Consider the following 20,654-nt stretch of genomic DNA (forward strand, 5'->3'; position numbering starts at 1 on the left):
AATTATGCAGCCGGAGTTTTGGCACAAGCGGTGGACGTCGAATCAGATCGGCTTCCACCTGCCGGAAGTGAATCCATATCTGCAACGGTACTGGCCGCAGCTGGGCCTGGAAGAGGGCGCGCGCGTACTGGTGCCGTTATGCGGGAAAAGCCTGGATCTGCTGTGGCTGGCGAAATGCGGTCACGAGGTGCTGGGTGTCGAATTGTCGGAAAAAGCGGTGGAAGACTTTTTTCACGAGCATCAGTTTGATCCCGACGTCAGCGATCAAGGCCCCTTCACTGTCTATCGGGCGGGTTCGATCGAGATTTGGTGTGGTGATTTCTTCGCGCTGACGGCCGGCGATGTCGCCGATTGCAGTGCGCTATACGACCGCGCTGCGTTGATCGCCTTGCCACCGAAGATGCGCGAGCAATACGCCGAGCATCTGAAGCGTATTTTGCCGAAGGATTCGCTGGGGCTGCTGATTACCCTGGATTACGACCAGGCGCAAATGGAGGGGCCGCCCTTTGCAGTGCTGGATGACGAAGTGCAACGGTTGTTCGGTGCTTCGTGGGAGTTGAAGATTCTGGAGGACCAGGACGTTCTGGGCGAAAGCTGGAAGTTCCTGGAAAGCGGTGTTACACGACTTGAAGAGCGGATTTATCGCTTGATGAGTTGATGGAACAGCAAGGCACAAAAAAGGGGCGATCAGATGATCGCCCCTTTTTGTATCACCGCAGAGCTATCAGCCCCGACGACGCAGAGCGTCGATACGCTCTTCCAGCGGCGGGTGGCTCATGAACATGCGGGCGAACCCCTGTTTGATGCCACCATTGATGCCGAAAGCAGTCAGGGTGTCCGGCATGTGCACCGGCAGCCCCTGTTCCGAACGCAAGCGTTGCAGGGCGCCGATCATTGCGGCGGTGCCGGCCAGACGTGCACCGGCTTCGTCTGCACGGAATTCGCGTTTACGCGAGAACCACATGACGATGGCGCTGGCCAGAATGCCCAGGACCAGTTCGGCAAAGATGGTTGCCACGTAGTAGGCGATGCCCTGGCCTTCTTCGTTCTTGAAGATCACCTTGTCGACAAAGTTGCCGATGATCCGTGCGAAGAACATCACAAAGGTGTTCACCACGCCCTGAACCAACGCCAGGGTGACCATGTCGCCATTGGCTACGTGGCCGATTTCGTGGGCCAGAACGGCCTTCACTTCATCAGGCGAGAAACGCTCGAGCAATCCCTGGCTGACCGCGACCAACGCGTCGTTCTTGTTCCAGCCGGTGGCAAAGGCGTTCGCCTCGTAGGCCGGGAAAATACCGACTTCGGGCATCTTGATCCCGGCTTCCCGGGACAATTGCTCGACGGTTTGCAGCAGCCATTGCTCGTGACGTGTGCGCGGCTGGCTGATGATTTGGGTGCTGGTGCTCATCTTCGCCATCCACTTGGAGATGAACAGCGAGAACAGCGAACCGGCGAAACCAAAGACCGCACAGAAAATCAGCAGCTGATTGAGGTTGAGATCAACCCCGTTGGCCGCCATGAACCCGTTGAAGCCGAAAAGGCTCAGGGTGATGCTGGCAATCAGCACGACCGCCAGGTTAGTGGCCAAAAACAGCAGGATGCGCATCATGGTTGTAGAAATCTCCTCATGCTAAAGATGTAGCGTACTGCGGGGTATATAAGGTGCTGACCCGGGCTATTCAACCAGGTGACTATTTCAAACTGTGTCCTACGGCAACAGTCTAGCTGCTTGAAGGGCATTTCCGACGTCGATGCGGGAAGCGTTTGTCAGCCAATTAACGTCGTAAGCCCCGCCGTTGTTAGACGCGAGCACGCAACGAGTCATCAGTCAGCGATTGAAGAAGCGATGTTCGGCAGGGCGCAAAGAAATGTTGCTGAATCAATCACCGTGCGACTTGCGCAAGCGTCGCACGGTGACAGGCAGGTTACTGGCGATAGGACTTGAGGAAGTTGCCGATACGTCCGATGGCCATGTCCAGCTCGTCCACGCGCGGCAGGGTCACCACACGGAAATGGTCCGGCCATGGCCAGTTGAAGGCCGTGCCTTGAACTACCAGCAGCTTCTCCGACAGCAGCAGGTCGAGCACGAATTTCTCGTCGTTGTGGATCGGGCAGACTTTCGGGTCGATCCGTGGGAACGCATACAGCGCGCCCATTGGCTTGACGCAGCTCACGCCGGGAATGTCGTTGAGCAGTTCCCAGGTGCGATTGCGCTGTTCCAACAGTCGTCCGTTGGGCAATACCAGATCATTGATGCTTTGGTAGCCGCCGAGGGCGGTCTGGATCGCATGCTGGCTCGGCACGTTGGCACACAGGCGCATGTTCGCCAGCATGTCGATGCCTTCGATGTAGCTCTGTGCGTGGTGTTTAGGGCCTGAAATGGCGATCCAGCCGGAACGGAAACCCGCGACGCGATAAGACTTGGACAGACCGTTGAACGTCAGGCACAGCAGGTCTGGCGCCAGGGAAGCCGTGCAGATGTGCACGGCATCGTCGTACAGAATCTTGTCGTAGATTTCGTCGGAAAAAACCACCAGGTTGTGCTGACGAGCCAACTCCAGCATGCCCAGCAGGACTTCTTTCGAATACACCGCGCCGGTGGGGTTGTTCGGGTTGATGATCACCAGTGCTTTGGTGTTCGGGGTGATCTTGGCCTTGATGTCGGCCAGATCCGGCCACCAGTTGGCCTGCTCGTCGCACAGGTAATGCACCGGGTTGCCGCCCGACAGGCTCACCGCGGCGGTCCACAGCGGGTAGTCCGGGGCCGGCACCAGCACTTCGTCGCCGTTGTTGAGCAGGGCCTGCAGCGACATCACGATCAGCTCGGAAACGCCGTTGCCCAAATAGATGTCTTCAATGCCGACGCCTTCTACCTGCTTTTGCTGGTAGTACTGCATCACGGCTTTGCGGGCGCTGAACAGACCTTTGGAATCGCTGTAGCCTTGAGCAGTCGGCAGGTTACGGATGACGTCCTGAAGGATTTCATCCGGCGCTTCGAAACCAAAAGGCGCCGGGTTGCCGATGTTCAGCTTGAGGATGCGATGACCTTCCTCTTCCAGGCGTTTGGCGTGCTTGAGCACTGGGCCGCGAATGTCGTAGCAGACGTTGGCGAGCTTGTTCGATTTGCTGACCTGCATGGCGATGTGTTCCTGAAAATGAACGATCCAGGCGGCGTATGAACGACCGTACTGGGAATCCTGCGTATTCACACAGGCCTGACGCCTTGAGAGGCAGCATCCATAAATCCGTTTGAATGCGCGTGGTCTGGCTGCCAGACTGGCGTTTGACGAGGCGCAATCATACGTGCCGCCCGATCCGTGGAAAAGGTACAGATCGGGCTTTTTCAGCTGCTGAGGTGTGATGATGGAAAAGTTGGAAAAAACCCTGGAAGAATGGCGGGCGATGCTCGATCCGGAGCAGTACAACGTTTGCCGCCTTAAAGGCACCGAACGGCCGTTCTCCGGCAAATATAACGACAGCAAGATCGATGGTGTTTACCACTGTATCTGCTGCAACGAGCCACTGTTCGACTCCAAAACCAAATTCGACTCCGGCTGCGGCTGGCCGAGCTTTTATGCACCGATCGGCGACAGCGCCATGGTCGAAATCCGTGACGTCAGCCACGGAATGATCCGCACTGAAGTGGTGTGCGCCAAATGCGATGCGCACTTGGGGCACGTGTTCCCGGACGGCCCGCCGCCGACCGGCCTGCGTTACTGCATCAACTCGGTGTGCCTGGACCTGATGCCGCGCGGGTAAGAAGCCGGGAGCGATCCATTGATCGCTCATCGGATTATTAAATTGCACACAATTCAATTGCTCGCTATGTTTGTCTCATCTTCCCTCATTTAGAGTCCGAACCATGAGCGACAACCTGCTGAGCATCCCTTGTACCACCATCAAGGGTGAGCAAAAGACCCTGGCGGATTTCGCCGGCAAGGCCGTGTTGGTGGTCAATACCGCGAGCAAATGCGGCTTCACCCCGCAGTACAAAGGCCTTGAAGAGTTGTGGCAGACCTACAAGGATCAAGGTCTGGTGGTGCTGGGCTTTCCGTGTAACCAGTTCGGCAAGCAAGAGCCAGGCAACGAAGGGGCGATTTCCGAGTTCTGCGAGTTGAACTTCGGCGTCAGTTTTCCGCTGTTCAAAAAGATTGAAGTCAATGGCGCCGGCGCCCATCCGTTGTTCGTTCAACTGAAAAAACGCGCACCGGGTGTGCTGGGTTCCCAGGGCATCAAGTGGAACTTCACCAAGTTTCTGATCGGCAAGGATGGCCAGCTGGTCAAGCGCTTCGCCCCCGCGACCAAGCCGCAGGACCTGACCCGCGAGATCGAAGCCCTGCTCAAATGAACACCTTGTCAGTCGATTCCCTGAAGCTCGACAGTCAACTGTGCTTCAAGCTGTACGCCGCTTCCCGGGCGGTGATCCGCGCCTACAAGCCGATGCTCGATCAGCTTGGCCTGACCTACCCGCAATATCTGGCGATGCTGGTGCTGTGGGAATGGCAGGAGGCGGCCCCTGAGCAACCGACGGTCAAGGCGTTGGGCGAACGCCTGGCGCTGGATTCCGGCACGCTGACGCCGTTGCTCAAGCGTCTTGAGCAACTGCAACTGGTTCAGCGTCAGCGCTCGGCGCGGGACGAGCGTGAAGTGCACTTGAGCCTGTCGCCAACCGGCAAGGCTTTGCGCGATCAGGTCGGGCCGCTCAAGGCCCGTCTGTTATGCGACAGCGGTGTGGATCTGGATCGCCTGAATGATCTGCGCGATGGCCTTGATCATCTTTTGTGGCAAATCAAAGCACTGTCGTAGTAGGGACCCACAAGTCCAGCAGGGCCGCCAACTCTTCCCGGCGGAAGGGTTTTGCCAGGTAATCGCTCATGCCTGCCGCACGACAGCGTTCGCGCTCTTCGGACATGGCGTTGGCGGTCAGGGCGACGATGGGCAGCTGTGGCCAGCGTCCGCTGCGACGGATTTGCCGACTGGCCTCGTAGCCGTCCATCACCGGCATGTTGCAGTCCATCAGCACCAGATCGAATTCGCTGTGCTCCAGCTGATCCAGCGCCTCACCACCGTGACCGGCGACAATCACCTCGCAACCGAGTTTTCCGAGCATCCCTTTGGCCACCAATTGGTTGACCGGATTGTCCTCCACCAACAGCACGCGTCCGCGTCGTAGTGGGGAGAGGGCGTCGAGCCGGGCACCGTTGATCGTGTTGAGTTCCGGCTGCAGGGTTCGCCGCAGTGTCTGGTACAGCGCGTTGCGCGCCAGAGGCCGCGCCTGTTGTTGCAAAGGGGCGAGGGCGAGGGCTTCTTCGCTGGGCATGAAACTGCCGTAAGCGGTGACCAGCAGAATGGGGGCTGTACACGAGGGGCGCAGGCCAAACAGGCATTCGGGGCAATCGGTAATCAGTACATCCGGGTTCAGGCCCAGCAACGAGTCATCGATGGAACGCTGCTCATAGTCGAGCCCCCAGCCGGGCAACACAGTGTTCAACAGTTCTGCCAGACCACTGCTGGCGGCGGTGATTGCGATGACCTTGCCCTGTAAAGAGGCCGGGGGAAGGGCGCGGGTGTGGCTGGGCAGCGGCAGATCCGCACAGAACTGGCTGCCGAAGCCTGCTTCCGAGCTGATGGTGAGGCGCCCTTGCATGGCTTCGCAGAGGTTGTAGGTCAGTGCCAGGCCCAACCCGGTCCCGCCGAATTGCCGGGTAATGCCGGCACCCGCTTGCGTGAAGGGCTGGAAGATCTTGACCTGGGCGTCCTGGGCGATACCGATTCCGGTGTCGCAGACTTCGATTCTGACGCCGTCCTCGAATGTTGACAGGCGCACATCGACGCGACCGAAGCGGGTGAACTTGAGGGCGTTGGACAAGAGGTTGCTGACGATCTGTCGGACCCGGGTCGGATCCCCGAGCACCAGGGCTGGAAAGTGCGGGTCGATCAGGCAGCTCAGCTCGACACTCGGCGCGGCGTTTTGCGATAGCAGGTTGGCGGTGTCTTCGATCAGCGAGCCGAGGTCGAACGGAATATGTTCGAGCTCCAGTTGGCCGGCATCGAACTTTGACAGATCGAGAATATCGTTGAGCAGTTCCACCAGTACTTTGCCCGAGTCATGGGCGATGGACAGCTGTTGCTGTTGTTCGGCATTGAGCGGGCCGTCCAGGGAAAGCGCGATCATCCCCAGCAGGCCGTTGAGCGGCGTGCGGATCTCGTGGCTCATGTTGGCCAGGAACACCGAGCGCGCTTCGGCCATGTCCAGGGCGGTGCTGCGGGCGACTTCCAGTTCCTCATTCGATTGGCTGAGCCGGGAGTTGATCGCCTTGAGTTCCGCGGTGCGGGCCGAGACGATGTTCTCGAGTTGCCCGAGGTAGTCGGTCAGGCGGTTTTCCGCGTTGCGTCGCTGCTGGATTTCGGTGGCGATGTTTTCGAATTGTTGATTGGCAACCTTGACCAGTACACCGATTTCATCGTTTTCATGGTCCGTCGGACACTCCAGCGACGTCGACTCCGTGCTGCGCGGGTCGCGACTGCTGAGTTCACGGATGACCCGAACCAACGGCTTGGTCAGCATCACGTAGAACAGCGCCAGCAGGATGCCAGTCAGCAGCAGGCTGCGCGCGAAGCCATTGATCAGGGTCACCTCGGCCCGACGCAGGAACCGGTTGCCGAATGAATAGGTGTCGACGTCCAGGTTGAGGGTGCCGAGGGATTCGGTCGGCAAGTGATCCAGGTAGAGACGGTCTTCGAACTGTCGGTTGGCGCCGAACAGGAAGTCACTGATCACCCGATAACCGCTTTGCACGCCTGGGCGTTTGACGCTGGCGAGCACGGTATTGTTGTTGTCGGTCAATTGCGCACTGATGATCGCCGGCGAGCGCAACAGGCCCAGGGTCAGTTCCTGAGCAAGTTCGGCGTCGATGTTGTAGGCGATACGGGACGCGGGGTTATGGCTGATTTCCAGCAAAGACAGGATTTCGCGGTTGATGGAGGCGTCTTCACTGGCATAATCGATGCCAATTTGCAGCAGACTGAGCAGCGTGCCCAGAATGAAACCGACCAGCACAGTAAGCCGGGCTTGCTTGTAGGACAGCCGGTTGGTGAACTTGATATCCATGGGGTGTTGAACCACTTCCGTTTCCCTTCGCTGCTCAAGCATAGTCGATCATGCATGGATACCGATGTTCTCGCGTGCCCTTGTACAAAGGGATGAACCGGACACCGAACGCTGTGTTTCGTCGCTGTATCGCCATCATTACTGTGAACGTGCCCGAGGAGAAGACGTGGATTCCCGATTAAATGCTTTTCTTGAACGCGCCGATGCCGTTTTGGCCCGTATCGAACCATTGCTGCCCGCCCCTCGGCAAGCTATCGACTGGAATCATTGCCTTGCCGCGCGCTGGCAGCGCGAGGGGCGCAGCGGATTTCTGTTGCCGCTGGAAGTCAGCCTCGACATGCGTTTGTCCGACCTGATCGGTGTCGACCGGCAACTGGAGCAACTGGGGCGAAACACTCAGCAGTTCCTCGATGGCATGCCGGCCAACCACGCGTTGCTCTGGGGCTCACGCGGCACCGGTAAATCGTCGCTGGTTCGCGCCTTGCTGGCGGAGCACGCGAAGGCCGGTCTGCGGCTGATCGAGATCGAACGCGATCACCTGGCGGACTTGCCGCGAGTGGTTGAACAGATCGCCAAGCTGCCCCAGCGTTTCGTACTGTTCTGCGATGACCTGTCGTTCGAGTCGGGCGAGGGCGATTATCGCGTGCTCAAAAGCGTGCTCGACGGCTCTCTCGAACAGGCGCCGGATAACGTTTTGCTGTACGCCACGTCCAACCGTCGCCACCTGGTGCCGGAAAAGGAAAGCGATAACGAAAACTGGAAGCGCGTTGACGGCGAACTCCATCCCAGCGAGGCGGTGGAAGACAAGATTGCGCTGTCGGATCGTTTTGGATTGTGGCTGTCGTTCTATCCGTTTACCCAGGAGCACTTCCTCAACGTCGTCGAACACTGGATCGGTCAACTCGCCGACAAGGCGGGCCTCAAGTGGCAGCGAGACGAAGCACTGGACATCCTCGCGGTGCGCTGGGCCACGGGCCGGGGTAATCGCAACGGACGTTGCGCGTATCAATTTGCCCGCTATTGGGTCGGGCTGAAGCTGTTGGAGCACAAGGCATGATCGATTTACAAAAGAGCGGCCAGGGCCTCGAAGGCTACGGCATGTTGTGGGCGCAATTGGAGTCATTGCTGGCGGACGAGCGGGATTTCATTGCCAACGCCGCGCAGTTCTCGGCGTTCCTCTATAACCAGCTCGATGACCTGAACTGGGCCGGGTTCTACCTCAATCGCAACGAAGAGCTGGTGCTGGGCCCGTTTCAAGGGCAGATCGCCTGCGTGCGAATTCCATTTGGCCGGGGCGTGTGCGGCTCGGCGGCGGCCACCTTGCAGACCCAGTTGGTCGAGGACGTGCACGCGTTCCCCGGGCACATCGCTTGCGACAGTGCGTCGAACAGCGAGCTGGTCGTGCCACTGGTCAAGGACGGTCGCCTGATCGGCGTGCTGGACCTCGACAGCCCGAAACTGGCGCGTTTTACCGCTGAAGATCAGGCCGGTATCGAGCAATTGGCGGCGATTTTCCTGCGCCTGACCGACTGCTGATCATGCCCTCAAGCCTGCCTTGACCAGCAGGCTTGTCGGATCAACCGCATCGATCTGTTGGGGATCGAGGAATCGATCGGCGTACTGCAAGTAGATTTGCGCGTTGATGAACAGCCCGAACAACTCAGAATCGATGTGGGCGTCCCGGCACATGGTGGCCATGATGCCCAGCGCTTCGCTCAACGACTTGGCTTTCTTGTAGGGGCGATCGGCGGCGGTCAGTGCTTCGAAAATATCGGCAATCGCCATCATCCGCGCCGGCAGGCTCATTTCTTCGCGCTTCAACTGTTTGGGATACCCGGTGCCGTCCATTTTCTCATGGTGGCCGCCGGCGATCTCCGCGACGTTGGTGAGGTGGCCGGGGAAGGGCAGGTGGCTGAGCATCAGAATCGTCTGCACCATGTGGTGATTGATGATGTAACGCTCCTCGCGGGTCAGGGTGCCTCGGGCAACACTCAGGTTGTAGAGCTCGCCCCGGTTGTACTTGTAGGGCGGCACATCGAGCTTGAACCCCCAGGGATTATCCTCCGGAATCAGTTCGGCTTCGGGCCGTTCGAACAGGTGCTCGGGTTTGTCCATCAGCAACGGCTCGCTGACCGGCAGTGTCGGTGCCGGGGTCCGAGCCTGACGCCGGTTCTCTTCCCAGGAAACACCCAGCCGGTCATCCAGGGTTCGGGTCCAGGTGCGTTGAGCGATGCTGCGCAGGCGTTGCAGATCGGACTCGGCCATCGCCTCGCCGCCGAGGTTGCAGCGGGCAACGAACCCGAAATCATCATCCAGCCCCGCCAGCGTGGCGTTGCGCAGTTCGGCCAGGTGCTGCTCGTCACCGCCCAGGGCCATGGCTTGCCAATAGCTGATCCAGGCATCGCGCTTGAGCACTTCGAAGCGGGTGCGGATTTCGTGAATACGGTCGTTAAGGGTTTCCAGTTTCGTGGCTTTATCGACCACGTATTCCGGCGTGGTGACCTTGCCGCAATCGTGCAGCCAGGCGGCGATGTGCAGCGCTTCCCATTCATCTTCGGTGGGTTGATAGCCGCTGAAGGCCGGGTCCTGGCTGGCAGCGGCGGCTTGGGCGAGCATCAGGGTCAGCGCCGGTACTCGCTGACAGTGACCGCCGGTGTAGGGGCTTTTGGCGTCAATCGCCCCCGCCAGCAGTTGAATGAAGGAATCGAGCAGTTGTTTTTGTTTGGCTTGCAGACGCTGGCTTTCAATACTCACGGCGGCCGCGCCGGACACGGCTTGGAGGAACGCGATGCGGTCCGGACGAAGTTTCTCCAGATCGCTCTGGTTGCCGGTGTCGGCCAACAGCAGGATCAGCAGGCCCACGGTTTCGTTATGACGATTGTGCAGCCGAATACCGATCAGGTGAACGCGGGGACACTCCAGCGCATGCAACACCTTCTGCAAATCCCCGGCCTCTTCAAAACCAAGCGTGGTGACGACGTTGTCGGCATTCGACAGCTGTTGTAGCCATGCAGGGCTTTGCGGAGCCTGGAGTTCGTGTCCTCGAAGATCAAATGACGGCAATGCCCGTAAGGTGCCGTTGACGACCAGACCATGGGGCTCCATGCGATCGCCATCACTTTCGCGCAGGTAGATCAGACCGGCCTGGGCCTGGCCGATTTTCACGGTTTCAAACAACACCCGTTCGAGCAAGGGGGCGAAGCGGGTCTCGGCGCTCAGGCTGTCAGTGATCTGGAAAAAACTCGCCAGGGTGTCTTTCATGCGCGTCATCGACACGCTCAGTTGGTCGACTTCGAGCACGGGAGAACGACGTGAGGCCGGAAAGTTGAAGTCGAAACTGCGAACCGCATCGGCCTCCCTTACCAGCGCGCGCAGGGGTTTGACCAGAATCCGCGAGGTCAGCCAGCCCAGCGGCAGGCACAGCAACAGCGTGGCCAAGGTAATCAGCGCGCCTTGCCAGCGCATGCGGTAGGCATCGACGAGTAACTCATCTTCCGGCACCAGCAGCGCCAGTTGCAGTCCCTGGGGGCCACCTTCCTGCATGCTGCTGCGGGCAACGATCCATTGACGACCGGCGACATCCAGGCGATTACCTGCGGGGGGATTGTTGATAAATGCGCCGAGGCTGGGGCTCAGGTCGGCGGCTTTGATCAGGCGAGCAGTCTGATCGTCGATGATCAGTTTGCTGCTGTCGGGATACGCGATGGCATTCCCTTCAGCATCGAACAGCACGATTTCGGTACTCGGGGTCACGACATGTTTGGCCAGGGTGGCGGAGAGTTCCGCCAGGGTCAGGTCGGCACCCATGACGGCCTGTTCGCCACTGCGCCGGGCCAGGGTGGTGCCGACATTGTGGGTGGAGAAAAAGATGTAGGGTTCGGTAGTGATCAGATCGCTGTCGCTACTGGCGTTGGCATACCAGGCGCGGGTTCGCGGATCGTAGGTTTCGTCGGGGTTGTCCTGGCGGCTGATGAGGGCCAGATATTGATCGAAAAACAATGATTGGGAGCGGACCTGACCGCTGTTGCCTGTTCGCTCAATGCTCCACACCTGATAAGCCGCAGTATCCGGTGCCTTGAGGAGCGTTTTCAGGTCGGGGGTTCGCAAGGGCCGAACCATGAAGAAATCGCCGTTGCCATAGCCCAGATACAACGAGGCCAGGTCGGGGTTGTCCTTGAGCGACTGGCTGAAGGGTTTGAGTAGTGCCAGGCGTTGCTCCAGGTCAGGTGCCTGGGTCGCCGGGTATTCAGCCAGCAGGGTCAGCAGATGGCGAATCGGCTCATAGGTAGCGTGCAGGTCGAGACGGACGTCCTGCTCGATACGGTTGAAGAGCTTTTCACTGCTGGAAAGAATGATCTGCGTGGTTTGCCGGTAGTTGAAAACGCCCAGCACTACGCCAGTCAGCAACAGCAGGAGAGTGAACATCACGCTGATATGGACGTCCAGGGGAAACCGCCGTTGATCCGGGCGCAGTGGGCTGGGCATTGCAGGTCTCTCCATGATGGTTAACACACTGCTCAGCGTCCAAGCATAGTTAAGGCTCTGTCATTCTGCTTTTGTCGTTTTGGCCGATCTGTTGCTGCAATGCTTGCTCCAATTCGAGCATGGCGCGCTCTATAGCCTTGCTGCAATCGGCCACTTCGTCGCGATGGAATGCCTCATTGCAGGCCTTTTCCAGCGCCTCGCAGCTGTCGATTACCCGGGACGCCTGGACGATTCGGGCGGCGCCCTTGATTTTGTGGGCGACGTCGAGAAATGGCTGAGGTTCTTTGGAGGGGGACAGCGCCAGCAGTTCTTGTCGGTCCAGACGGTTGCTGTTCAACAGTTCGGTCAACAGTCGCTGGTCCAATACCGGATCGCCACCGGTCAAAAGACGCAGTCCTTGCAGGCTGAACGCGGGATCGCGGACGGTTGGTCTGATACCTTCAAACCACTGACTCAAGGCTGTCAGGGTAAGCGGCTTGAACAGGCAGTCGTCCATCCCGGCTTGTTTGCAGCGTTGTATTTCTTCCGGTTGTGCGTTGGCGGTAAAACCCAGCACGGTACAGGGCGGGCGATGCGTTTTTTGTTCTTGTCGGCGAATGGCGCGGGCCAGTTCGTATCCGTTCATGATCGGCATGTTGCAATCGACAATCACCAGATCGAACGGCTCGGATTCCCATGCCTGAAGTCCCGCCTGGCCATCCGGCGCGACGCTGAATCGGTGGCCCAGAAACTCCAGTTGCTGGCACATGAGCAAGCGATTGGCGGGGTGATCGTCGACCACCAGAATGTTCAAGGAGATAGTCGTGGTGGAGATGTTGGCTTCAGCGCTCTCTGCCACCCGTTCGAGTGGCAGTGTTGCCAGGTGCAACGACACCTCGACTTGAGTGCCGAAACCCGGCTGGCTGCTCAATTGCAGGCTGCCACCCATCATTTCGCACAGGTTGCGGGTGATCACCAGTCCAAGTCCCGCACCGCCTCTGGCTGACTGCCCTGAGTGATCGGCCTGAGCAAAAGGTTCGAACAACCGCCGCTGATCCTGTTCACTGATCCCTATGCCGCTGTCGTGAACCTGCAACAGCATCCGGACCCGCTCAGGCTCGGCGGTTGGGTGCAGGTCGACGATGATCCTGATTTGGCCGTGCTCCGTAAACTTGATGGCGTTGCTCACCAGGTTGGACAACACCTGTTTGAAGCGCATCGGGTCCAACAGGACATCAAAACCCTGATTGGCAGGGCGAAATTCCAGCAGTAGCCGGAGACTTTTCTGGCGCGCCAGTCCATCGAAGACCCGCACCACTGAGGCCACGATTTCACTTGGGTTGACCCGTTCAGGGCTCAGGCTCAAGCGCCCGGATTCAATCCGGGCAATGTCGAGAATGTCCCCTATCAGCTCCAGCAGGTCCTTCGCCGAGTTGTACGCCACATCGATCGCCGGGCGATCCGGGTGCTTATGATCGATGCGCTTCAGCGTCAGTTCGAGCATGCCGATGACCGCATTCATCGGGGTGCGGATCTCATGGCTCATGGTCGCCAGAAAAGTGGTTTTGGCTCGGTTGGCTTCATCGGCACGCTCTTTGGCATAGCGCAGATCATCGAACAGTTGCCGCCGTTCGCTGATGTCGATCCAGCCGCCAATGATGCCTTGTACTTCACCGCTCGAATCACGATAGGGAAGAATCCAGTGGTAAATCGTCAGCCTGCGGTCGCCGATGTGCAGCGCGCGATCGAGAATCAGCGGTATCCCCTCGGCTACGACGCGCTGGTAATCGGCCTGATATTCCCGGGCTTCGAACGCATTGCTCATGTTGCCTTGCATGACGCCTTTGCCGATGACGTCTTCACGTCGCGCGCAGAAGGCTTCCAAGTAACTGTCGTTGCAGCTTTGCAGCAGCCCCTGGCGATCGCGCACGTAGATGGGATGAGGTGTCCCGTTGACCAGTGATCGCATGAATTCGAGTTGATCGTTCAATGCACGCTCGGCTGCCTGACGCTGCTTTATCTGACGACGCATGTAAGCGTTCCAGGCGACGGAAATCAGCAGCAGCACCCCGGCACCGATGACGATTTGGTAGAACAGTCGGTGATAGTTGCGCCAGGTACTTTGCGAGGACGCTGAATAGCCGCGCCAGCGGCTGTTGATGATGCCCAGTTCTTCCGGAGCAATGCTCAGCAGTGCCTTGTTGAGGATGGCGTTCAGTTCTTTGGCATCCCGGCCTGTGGCCAGGGAGAACGCGGCCTGTTGGGTTCCGATGGTGGTGCTGATTTGAAGGGTGTGCTCGAAGAGCTGCGATGAGATGAAGTAGTTGGCAATCACCAGTGAATTCACCGCACCTTCTGCCTTGCCCTCGGCCAGCAACTCCACGGCGCTGAACGTATCCGGGGTTTCAATCAGCCTGATCCGCGGGAACTCGCTGCGCAGGTATTCCACCAGGGGATTGCCTTGGGCAATTGCCAGGCGTTTGTCCTGCATCTGCGTAAGGCTTGTCGGGCTGTCGGCGGCTTTGCGGGTCAACAGGACAAAGGAGTTTTGCAGATAGGGGCGGGTGAAGTTCAGCGTCTTTTCACGTTGGGCGCTGGGGAGCAGGGCGGCGATCAAGTCGGCCTTATTGTCCCTGATCTGCTCGATCATCTCGTCATCACTGCGGCTGCGACGGACGTCGAAGCGCAAACCGGTGCGCAATCTGATCAGCTCGAGCAAGTCCGCGGTAACCCCACGAAAGCTTCCATCACTGTCGAAAAACGTCAGTGGCGCAAAAGCCTCATTGACCACCACACGCACTACCGGGTGTTGCGCCAGCCAGCGCTCCTCGTTGTCGGTGAGTTGCAGTTTTTGATCGGTGAGAAGCACGTCACTGCCGGCACTCCAACGCTTGGCAATGTTGTCTCGTTCGCTGGTGGGGATGGCCAGGAGCATTGCGTTGATGATCCCGAGCAGGTGCGGGTTGTCCTTGTGCACGGCAACGCTGAAACCGTGTGCTTCGTGTTTGCCGAAGTTGGCCATGCGGATGTTGTTCAGATACCCCTTGTTGATCATGTAATGGGTAGAAATGGTGTCACCCAGAAAAACGTCAGCCTGGTCGAAGGCAACGGCATTGATCGCATTCTGGTAGGACGGAAAGGACGTGATGATCGCCCCCGGATACATTGCCTTGACCTCCGCCAGCGGCAAATAGTGATACACCATGCTCAACCGCAGACCGGCCAGGCCATTGGTCAAGGATCTGGTTTCACCTTCGCGTGTCACCAGAACCGGCTGATCTACGGCGTAGGGAGTGGAAAGTACGATGTCAGCGTTGTGGGCTTCGAATCCATTGGCGGTCCCCAGCAAATCGATCTCGCCGCTTTCGAGTGCCTCGATCGCGGCCTCCCGGGACGCAAAGCGCAGAACCTTGATTGGCAAACCGGTTGTTTTGCCAAGGATACCTGCGTAATCGGCGGTAAAACCTTCGTAGTCGTGACCACTGATGGTCAGGTCGAACGGGGGGTAGTCCGGGGCGGACGTGCCAAGGATGAGTTCCCGTTTATTCTCAATCCATTGTCGTTGCGATTTATCCAGTTGGACTTCCTGGTGTCCGGCCATTGAGCGACTCATCAGGGTGTAGTTCTCACTGACGGTCTGCGCAGCGGCCACTGAGGCGGTCAGGCATAAACCTGCGGCCATGAGTGTCAGATAATCCTTTATACGACTGGGCATCCTGTTTCTCACACTAACGCGTTACGTTTTGCCATATCGATGAGTTCAACCAGGGATTTGGCTTTGAGTTTCTGCATGAGGCGTTTTTTATAAGTGCTGACAGTCTTGTTGCTCAGAAACATACCTTTGGCAATTTCCTTGTTGGTGCGGCCTTGGGCAAATAGTTGCAGTACCATCAGTTCCCGGTCATTGACTGACTTGAACAGTTCCAAGTCGGCGAAACGTGCGTCATCACAGCGAACAGGATTCAAGGCCTGACTTGGGAAATAGTTGTAACCTGACAATACGGCCTTTATAGCACTGACCAGTTCACTCAGGTCTTCCTGTTTACACACATATCCCGATGCGCCGGATTGCATGCAGCGAATACCGAAAAGTGTCGGGCACTGTGCTGTTAATACCAATGTTTTCAGGCGGGTACTCATTGCGTTGAAACGGGCAAGAACTTCCAGCCCATCCAGTTTGGGAATGCTGATGTCGAGAATGACCAGATCAGGCATGCATTCGCGAACCATCTGCATGGCGTCGACCCCATTATCAGTTTCGCCGACGACTTTGTAACCTTCATGTTCAAGCAGCATTCTGACGGCAAGGCGGATGACCGGGTGATCGTCGACAATAAAAACGGAGTTCATAATCAAATCCCATACGAGCTCAAATAAAGCGCGCACCTTAGCTCAGATAGTTGAGGCGACGCATGAACTCACGGACCTGCAGCGGCAATATAGGAATAATCCTACAGCTGAATAAGAACGGGACTACGTATCAACTAGGTTTTTTATGAAGAAGGGTGAAGATTGTTGATGGTTAGTCGAGAGGTCGAAAGTATTTAATTGTAAGTTGTAAGTTGTGAGTTGTGTTCAGGCTGTTTTTTTTAGTGTGTTTGGTGTGGGTTTTTACAATGAGGCCAAGGTCAATAGGTTTCTAAATTCGGATTGTTTCAGCGGTTTGATCAAGTACCCTAATAATGGCAGTCCGTGTTCGTTGGCCTTTTTTTCAAGTTCATCCAGTTCGGCGGATGTCAGACTACTTAACAGTATTGCCTGTCTAATCATCCCCCGGTGGCTGGCGAATTCGACCAGATCAAGCCCGCAGAGATCGGGCAGACATTGATCGCACAAAAGAATATCAAACGGTTGCGCAGCCTTGAGCATTTGTTTCAAGGCGCCATCGGCACTGTCGGTGGTGGTCAGTTGGGTGAAACCGTAACTCTCAAGCAGGTATTGAGTCGCCCGGAGTTGGAAGGGATGATCTTCCACCAGCAAGATGCGCAGATCGTCTTTGAACATAGGAGTATTCACGCTTCTTCTGTCGAACTGAAGGAAGCGAGATTATTTCGCGAGGTTACCGAATAATCGATCAGTTAGCTCAGCGCATGTTGTAGGGGGATTCGGCGAACGTTGAGTGCACTTGGGTTTTGAGAGGCAAATCAACCATTGCAGGCGGCAATGGCTGATCACCCAGGTTTCATCAGTAGCTCGAACGACCGGTCATCTCCAGCGCCATTTCGCTGGCATAGCTGTCGGTCATGCCGGCGATGAAATCAATCATCCGTAGAAACGAGGCGTGCAATGAACCGTGAGGATCGGGCGCATTGTTGCCCAACAGGTCGAGGACTCGGCGACTCTTGAAAGACGGTGTTCGACCGTTGTGCTGTTCCAGTGCCGCGCCGCAGAAGGCGTTGAGCAGGATTTCCAGCGTGGTGTAGGCGCCAATTTCATGCAGGGTCTTGCGCTTGTCCTGGAAGATTTTTTTCCGCGCCATGTCCTTGGCATTCAGGACGCAACGCTTGGCAGGGCCGTGCATGTGCTCCACCAGATCACCGGGCAGCGTGCCGGCCAGCAACGCGTCCTGTTGCTCGACAAAGGCCCGTGCTGCAGCGTTGGTCAGGTGTTCAATGGCTTTGCCTCGCAGGATCGCCAGTTTGCGCCGCCGCGAGTCCTGCGGGCCGAGCTGGCGATAGGTTTCCGGCAGATCGTCACCCACAAGGTCCAGCAACAGGGACTCGACTTCGGCGTACTCCAGCAACTCCATTTCCAGACCGTCTTCCAGATCGATCAGCGCGTAACAGATGTCATCCGCAGCTTCCATCAGATACACCAGCGGATGGCGCGCCCAACGCTGTTCCTCGAGTTGCGGCAGGCCGAGTTTATGGGCGATTTGTTCCAGCAGCGGCAATTCGCTCTGATAGCAGCCGAACTTGTGTTTCTTGTAGCCCAGAGAATCCGCGTGTTTTGCTGTCCATGGATACTTCAGATAAGTACCCAGCGTGGCGTAGGTCAGCCGGGTGCCGCCGTCGAACTGGTGATATTCCAGCTGGGTGAGTACCCGGAAGCCTTGGGCATTGCCTTCGAAATTGAGGAAGTCATTGCGTTCGACTTCGCTCATTGCATCCAGCCAGCCACGGCCGGCGGCTTGCTGGAACCAGTGGCGAATTGCGTCTTCGCCGGAATGGCCGAAGGGCGGATTGCCGATGTCATGGGCCAGGCAAGCCGATTGCACAACCATCCCCAGATCGCTGGGCTCGCACCAGTCGGGCAGGGCGCTGCGGATGGTTTCGCCCACGCGCATGCCCAGCGAACGGCCGACGCAGCTGACTTCCAGCGAGTGGGTCAGGCGCGTGTGGATATGATCGTTGCTGGTGACCGGATGGACCTGGGTCTTACGCCCGAGGCGGCGAAACGCGCCCGAGAAAATGATCCGGTCGTGGTCTTTGTGGAAAGGACTGCGGCCGAGTTCTTCCGGGCTGTGCAGAGGCTTTCCGAGGCGTTCGCGAGTAAGCAGGGTTTGCCAATCCAAGGCGGGTTCTCTCCGTCAGGTGTTTGATTGCTTAAGCTTCCGGGTTCGCGTCCGGACCTGCAAGCGGAACTACAGCCCGGCGGCGTCGATATCGATGAGCAGCAGTCGCTCGCCGTGGTCGAAAAATTGCCCGGCAGTGAGGCAATACTGGTTGCTGGTGGCATCGCGGTAAGTATTGGAGAGCGTCAGTCTTCGCTCATCCCAGCCTTCGGCAAGCAGATGATAGAAGTAGGGACGCCATGACCAGTTGTGGCCCAGGTAGTGACTGTCGGCCTCCCAGCCGTTGTTGCGCCATTCAAGGTTGGGCGTCAGCTGCGTGCCGTGGCGGTCGCATTGGTAGAAGCGCAGCAGCCAGGGAAATGCATGCAGTTGTGGCAAGGCGCTGAGCGGCGCGCGGGCCTGAGCCCATGCTTGCAGGATGGTCATCAGCTCGCTGAGTTGCTGGCGCATGATCATCAGGCGACCGCGCTCATCCAGCTTCTGCTGAACATAGCGCTGACGCAGTTGCGCGAAGCGCTCGACAAAGGCGTCCGTGGCAAAGAAACCGGCTTGCGCCCGGGCGAACAGAAAACCCTGAACGTAGCGCGAACCGCACTCCAGGGCAAAACTCAGTTGAGCCTCGGTTTCCACCCTTTCGGCGATGATCCAACAACCGGTTTTCTCAGCCATTTGCGCCAGAGCCTTGACCACGTCGCTGCTCGGTCCACCTAGCGCAGCGGCCTGGAACAAGCGCATGTCGAGTTTGAGAATGTCCGGTTGCAGCGCGAGTACGCGATCAAGCTGAGAGTAACCGGCACCGAAGTCATCGATGGCGATCCGCGCGCCGGCCTTTCGGTAGCGCGCCACGACGTCGGCCAGGCGCTGAATGTCGCCCCCCAGTTCAGTGATCTCGAAGACAATGCGTTGCGGGTCGACGTTGTGCCTGCTCAATTGCTTGAGGCTCGGTAGGGCCTGGTCCTGTCGCAAGCGGTTGATCCAGCGTGGCGATATGTTCAGGCTCAGAAACCAATCCGAGGGCGCTTCATGCAAGCGGCTCAGCGCGTTATCGCGAATCTGGCGATCCAGGCGGCGCAGGGCGATGGCGGGCGTTCGCGGGTCGGCGAACAGCGGCCCCACCGAGGCCAGTTGAGCGTCGGCCTGGCGCAATCTTCCCAGTGCCTCGACACCAGCGATACGGCCGGTGGCGGTATCGATGAATGGCTGAAAACAGGCGAGTGGTTGCCCGTCGATCACGAGGCCTCCTTGGTCAGGTCGTGTTATTGGATAAAACCTGTTCACCGGGTAGGCGCGCAGGATTGAACCCCTCGATAAAGAGGTTCAATCCCGATGTAGCAAGAATGCAGCCAGATAACGGCCTTAGTGGGTACGCGAAGAGCCTTGCATGACCAGCTTGATCAATGGCCCCAGCGTGGCGCCCAGACGAACCAGTCGAGTGAGGCTGCTGACGCCACCGCTCTTGGCGCCCTTGCCCGTCAGAAAACCCAACAAGGTGACGGCTGCCACGCCCCAGAGTGGAGCGTGCTTGATGCCGAAGCCATCCTGCAGGTTTTGCGTCATCCCGCGCATGCGCTGCAAAGGTTGCAGCAGCTGTGCGGATTCGTGGCGGATTTCCTGACGATGCATTTCCATGCGCAGGCGGATCAGCGCCTTGCGCATTTCGGTGCGCGAGCTGTTGTGAGGCAGTTCAGGCAGGCTCATGGCAGCAGACGCTCCCGATCGTTGGCCAACTCTTCCAGGGTGCCGTGGAAGGGCGAGGATTCATCGAAAATCGCCGCTCTCAAGCGCATCGCACAGAAAATGGCCGCGAGTGTGTAGAAAACACAGAGCCCGATGATGGCCGCCAGGCGATAGGTGTCCCAAAACAGGATCATCACCAGCGTCGACAACCCCACCAGCAACAGCAAGGCAAAAACCAGCGCCAAGCCTGCGAACAGCAACAGGCTTACCGTGCGGGCTTTTTGTTCCTGCAATTCGATGCCGAACAGTTCGACATGGCTGTGCAGCAGTCCAAGAAAAGCAGCACCCAGGCGCCGCGGTGAGGAGCTTGGGCCCGTCGCGGACGAGCCGGATTCGCCGATCGCCATATCAGCGCCGAGTGGCCAGCAAGCCAATCAGGAAACCCACGCCGGCCGCGATCCCGACCGATTGCCATGGGTTGGCCTGGACATAGTCTTCGGTGGCGGTAACGGCAGCCTTGCTGCGTTCGCGCAGAGAGTCTTCGGTCAATTTCAAGGTTTCGCGTGCACGCAGCAGACTGTCGTGGATTTGCTCGCGCAGCTCATCAGCCTGATCGCCGGCCAACGTTGCAGTGTGTTCCAGCAACCGTTCAGTGTCGCTGACCAGCGTCTGAAAATCGTTCATCAGGATTTCTTGAGCAGTCTTTGCCTTGATGCTGGCCATGGGTGGATCTCCGTAAGTGGCTTCTGAAACGTTCGAGTATGAGCCCTGCGCGAAGGTTCAGTACAAATGACTGGTACAACTTTTGCTACGTCGTGGTGCATCTGCCTGCGCTGTTGCGCTGTTGCTGGGCAGGATTCGAGCAAAACCTTATCTCAAATAATG

Annotated in this window: 18 protein-coding genes; 6 read left to right on the forward strand and 12 right to left on the reverse strand. The window is 58.1% G+C overall.

Annotated elements, in window-relative coordinates; translation table 11 throughout:
- Window positions 1–4 precede the first annotated feature (4 nt).
- Entirely contained in the window at window positions 5–658 is a 654-nt protein-coding gene (locus MO767_RS16125; RefSeq protein WP_282481308.1) for a thiopurine S-methyltransferase, read from the forward strand.
- Between the two features lie 66 nt (window positions 659–724).
- Here the strand turns inward: MO767_RS16125 and htpX are convergent, their stop codons facing one another.
- Both htpX and MO767_RS16135 read right to left on the reverse strand, forming a co-directional pair.
- The gene (gene htpX / locus MO767_RS16130; protein WP_282481309.1) at window positions 725–1,612 is read right to left on the reverse strand and encodes a protease HtpX; all 888 of its coding nucleotides are present in this window, start codon (window positions 1,610–1,612) and stop codon (window positions 725–727) included.
- A gap of 316 nt (window positions 1,613–1,928) precedes the next feature.
- Window positions 1,929–3,140 carry a pyridoxal phosphate-dependent aminotransferase gene (locus MO767_RS16135; RefSeq protein WP_008145866.1) on the reverse strand — a complete coding sequence of 404 codons (1,212 nt, stop codon included), beginning with the start codon at window positions 3,138–3,140 and terminating at the stop codon, window positions 1,929–1,931.
- A gap of 226 nt (window positions 3,141–3,366) precedes the next feature.
- Here MO767_RS16135 and msrB point away from each other — a divergent pair, with 226 nt between their 5' ends.
- The 3 genes from msrB to MO767_RS16150 all read left to right on the forward strand — a co-directional run bounded on the left by msrB (window position 3,367) and on the right by MO767_RS16150 (window position 4,809).
- Window positions 3,367–3,762 (forward strand): peptide-methionine (R)-S-oxide reductase MsrB, encoded by a 396-nt coding sequence (gene msrB, locus MO767_RS16140; RefSeq protein ID WP_282481310.1) that lies wholly within the window; start codon window positions 3,367–3,369, stop codon window positions 3,760–3,762.
- A 103-nt stretch (window positions 3,763–3,865) separates the two neighbouring features.
- Window positions 3,866–4,351 (forward strand): glutathione peroxidase, encoded by a 486-nt coding sequence (locus MO767_RS16145; protein ID WP_008002671.1) that lies wholly within the window; start codon window positions 3,866–3,868, stop codon window positions 4,349–4,351.
- The gene (locus MO767_RS16150; protein ID WP_282481311.1) at window positions 4,348–4,809 is read left to right on the forward strand and encodes a MarR family transcriptional regulator; all 462 of its coding nucleotides are present in this window, start codon (window positions 4,348–4,350) and stop codon (window positions 4,807–4,809) included. Before MO767_RS16145 ends, MO767_RS16150 begins: the two co-directional genes overlap by 4 nt.
- Here MO767_RS16150 and MO767_RS16155 read toward each other — a convergent pair.
- Entirely contained in the window at window positions 4,793–7,114 is a 2,322-nt protein-coding gene (locus MO767_RS16155; protein ID WP_282481312.1) for a response regulator, read from the reverse strand. The two genes, MO767_RS16150 and MO767_RS16155, sit on opposite strands and share 17 nt — an antisense overlap.
- 166 nt (window positions 7,115–7,280) lie before the next feature.
- On the opposite strand from MO767_RS16155, the gene MO767_RS16160 reads away from it, so the two are divergent.
- Complete coding sequence (locus MO767_RS16160; protein ID WP_282481313.1) at window positions 7,281–8,171, forward strand: ATP-binding protein; 891 nt, start codon at window positions 7,281–7,283, stop codon at window positions 8,169–8,171.
- On the forward strand, window positions 8,168–8,650 hold the full coding sequence (locus MO767_RS16165; RefSeq protein ID WP_282481314.1) for a GAF domain-containing protein: 483 nt from the start codon (window positions 8,168–8,170) through the stop codon (window positions 8,648–8,650). Before MO767_RS16160 ends, MO767_RS16165 begins: the two co-directional genes overlap by 4 nt.
- Here the strand turns inward: MO767_RS16165 and MO767_RS16170 are convergent, their stop codons facing one another.
- From MO767_RS16170 to MO767_RS16210, 9 genes are all read right to left on the reverse strand, one after another.
- Window positions 8,651–11,599: an HD domain-containing phosphohydrolase gene (locus MO767_RS16170; protein WP_282481315.1), complete on the reverse strand. Its 2,949-nt coding sequence runs from the start codon at window positions 11,597–11,599 to the stop codon at window positions 8,651–8,653.
- A gap of 49 nt (window positions 11,600–11,648) precedes the next feature.
- Window positions 11,649–15,293 (reverse strand): transporter substrate-binding domain-containing protein, encoded by a 3,645-nt coding sequence (locus MO767_RS16175; protein WP_282481316.1) that lies wholly within the window; start codon window positions 15,291–15,293, stop codon window positions 11,649–11,651.
- 8 nt (window positions 15,294–15,301) lie between these two features.
- Window positions 15,302–15,928: a response regulator transcription factor gene (locus MO767_RS16180; protein WP_046049241.1), complete on the reverse strand. Its 627-nt coding sequence runs from the start codon at window positions 15,926–15,928 to the stop codon at window positions 15,302–15,304.
- Between the two features lie 261 nt (window positions 15,929–16,189).
- Window positions 16,190–16,582 (reverse strand): response regulator, encoded by a 393-nt coding sequence (locus MO767_RS16185; protein ID WP_282481317.1) that lies wholly within the window; start codon window positions 16,580–16,582, stop codon window positions 16,190–16,192.
- 181 nt (window positions 16,583–16,763) lie between these two features.
- Window positions 16,764–18,092, reverse strand: coding sequence for a deoxyguanosinetriphosphate triphosphohydrolase (locus tag MO767_RS16190; protein ID WP_282481318.1), 1,329 nt, complete (start codon window positions 18,090–18,092; stop codon window positions 16,764–16,766).
- Between the two features lie 69 nt (window positions 18,093–18,161).
- Window positions 18,162–19,325, reverse strand: coding sequence for an EAL domain-containing protein (locus MO767_RS16195; RefSeq protein WP_282481319.1), 1,164 nt, complete (start codon window positions 19,323–19,325; stop codon window positions 18,162–18,164).
- 123 nt (window positions 19,326–19,448) lie between these two features.
- Window positions 19,449–19,790, reverse strand: coding sequence for a hypothetical protein (locus tag MO767_RS16200; RefSeq protein ID WP_282481320.1), 342 nt, complete (start codon window positions 19,788–19,790; stop codon window positions 19,449–19,451).
- A complete protein-coding gene (locus MO767_RS16205) occupies window positions 19,787–20,176 on the reverse strand; it encodes a phage holin family protein (protein WP_282481321.1) in 390 nt (129 codons plus the stop codon). Before MO767_RS16205 ends, MO767_RS16200 begins: the two co-directional genes overlap by 4 nt.
- 1 nt (window position 20,177) lies before the next feature.
- Window positions 20,178–20,492 (reverse strand): YqjD family protein, encoded by a 315-nt coding sequence (locus MO767_RS16210; protein WP_017340000.1) that lies wholly within the window; start codon window positions 20,490–20,492, stop codon window positions 20,178–20,180.
- Window positions 20,493–20,654: the final 162 nt, after the last annotated feature.

Source organism: Pseudomonas sp. UYIF39 (assembly GCF_029963765.1).
In the GTDB taxonomy this organism is placed as follows: Bacteria; Pseudomonadota; Gammaproteobacteria; order Pseudomonadales; family Pseudomonadaceae; genus Aquipseudomonas.

Coding starts and splice junctions, on each gene's coding strand:
- MO767_RS16155 (WP_282481312.1), bottom strand. CDS start 7,114: ATGGATATCAAGTTCACCAACCGGCTGTCCTACAAGCAAGCCCGGCTT.
- MO767_RS16210 (WP_017340000.1), bottom strand. CDS start 20,492: ATGGCCAGCATCAAGGCAAAGACTGCTCAAGAAATCCTGATGAACGAT.
- MO767_RS16150 (WP_282481311.1), top strand. CDS start 4,348: ATGAACACCTTGTCAGTCGATTCCCTGAAGCTCGACAGTCAACTGTGC.
- MO767_RS16145 (WP_008002671.1), top strand. CDS start 3,866: ATGAGCGACAACCTGCTGAGCATCCCTTGTACCACCATCAAGGGTGAG.
- MO767_RS16135 (WP_008145866.1), bottom strand. CDS start 3,140: ATGCAGGTCAGCAAATCGAACAAGCTCGCCAACGTCTGCTACGACATT.
- MO767_RS16180 (WP_046049241.1), bottom strand. CDS start 15,928: ATGAACTCCGTTTTTATTGTCGACGATCACCCGGTCATCCGCCTTGCC.
- MO767_RS16200 (WP_282481320.1), bottom strand. CDS start 19,790: ATGAGCCTGCCTGAACTGCCTCACAACAGCTCGCGCACCGAAATGCGC.
- MO767_RS16170 (WP_282481315.1), bottom strand. CDS start 11,599: ATGCCCAGCCCACTGCGCCCGGATCAACGGCGGTTTCCCCTGGACGTC.
- MO767_RS16205 (WP_282481321.1), bottom strand. CDS start 20,176: ATGGCGATCGGCGAATCCGGCTCGTCCGCGACGGGCCCAAGCTCCTCA.
- MO767_RS16185 (WP_282481317.1), bottom strand. CDS start 16,582: ATGTTCAAAGACGATCTGCGCATCTTGCTGGTGGAAGATCATCCCTTC.
- MO767_RS16125 (WP_282481308.1), top strand. CDS start 5: ATGCAGCCGGAGTTTTGGCACAAGCGGTGGACGTCGAATCAGATCGGC.
- msrB (WP_282481310.1), top strand. CDS start 3,367: ATGGAAAAGTTGGAAAAAACCCTGGAAGAATGGCGGGCGATGCTCGAT.
- htpX (WP_282481309.1), bottom strand. CDS start 1,612: ATGATGCGCATCCTGCTGTTTTTGGCCACTAACCTGGCGGTCGTGCTG.
- MO767_RS16165 (WP_282481314.1), top strand. CDS start 8,168: ATGATCGATTTACAAAAGAGCGGCCAGGGCCTCGAAGGCTACGGCATG.
- MO767_RS16175 (WP_282481316.1), bottom strand. CDS start 15,293: ATGCCCAGTCGTATAAAGGATTATCTGACACTCATGGCCGCAGGTTTA.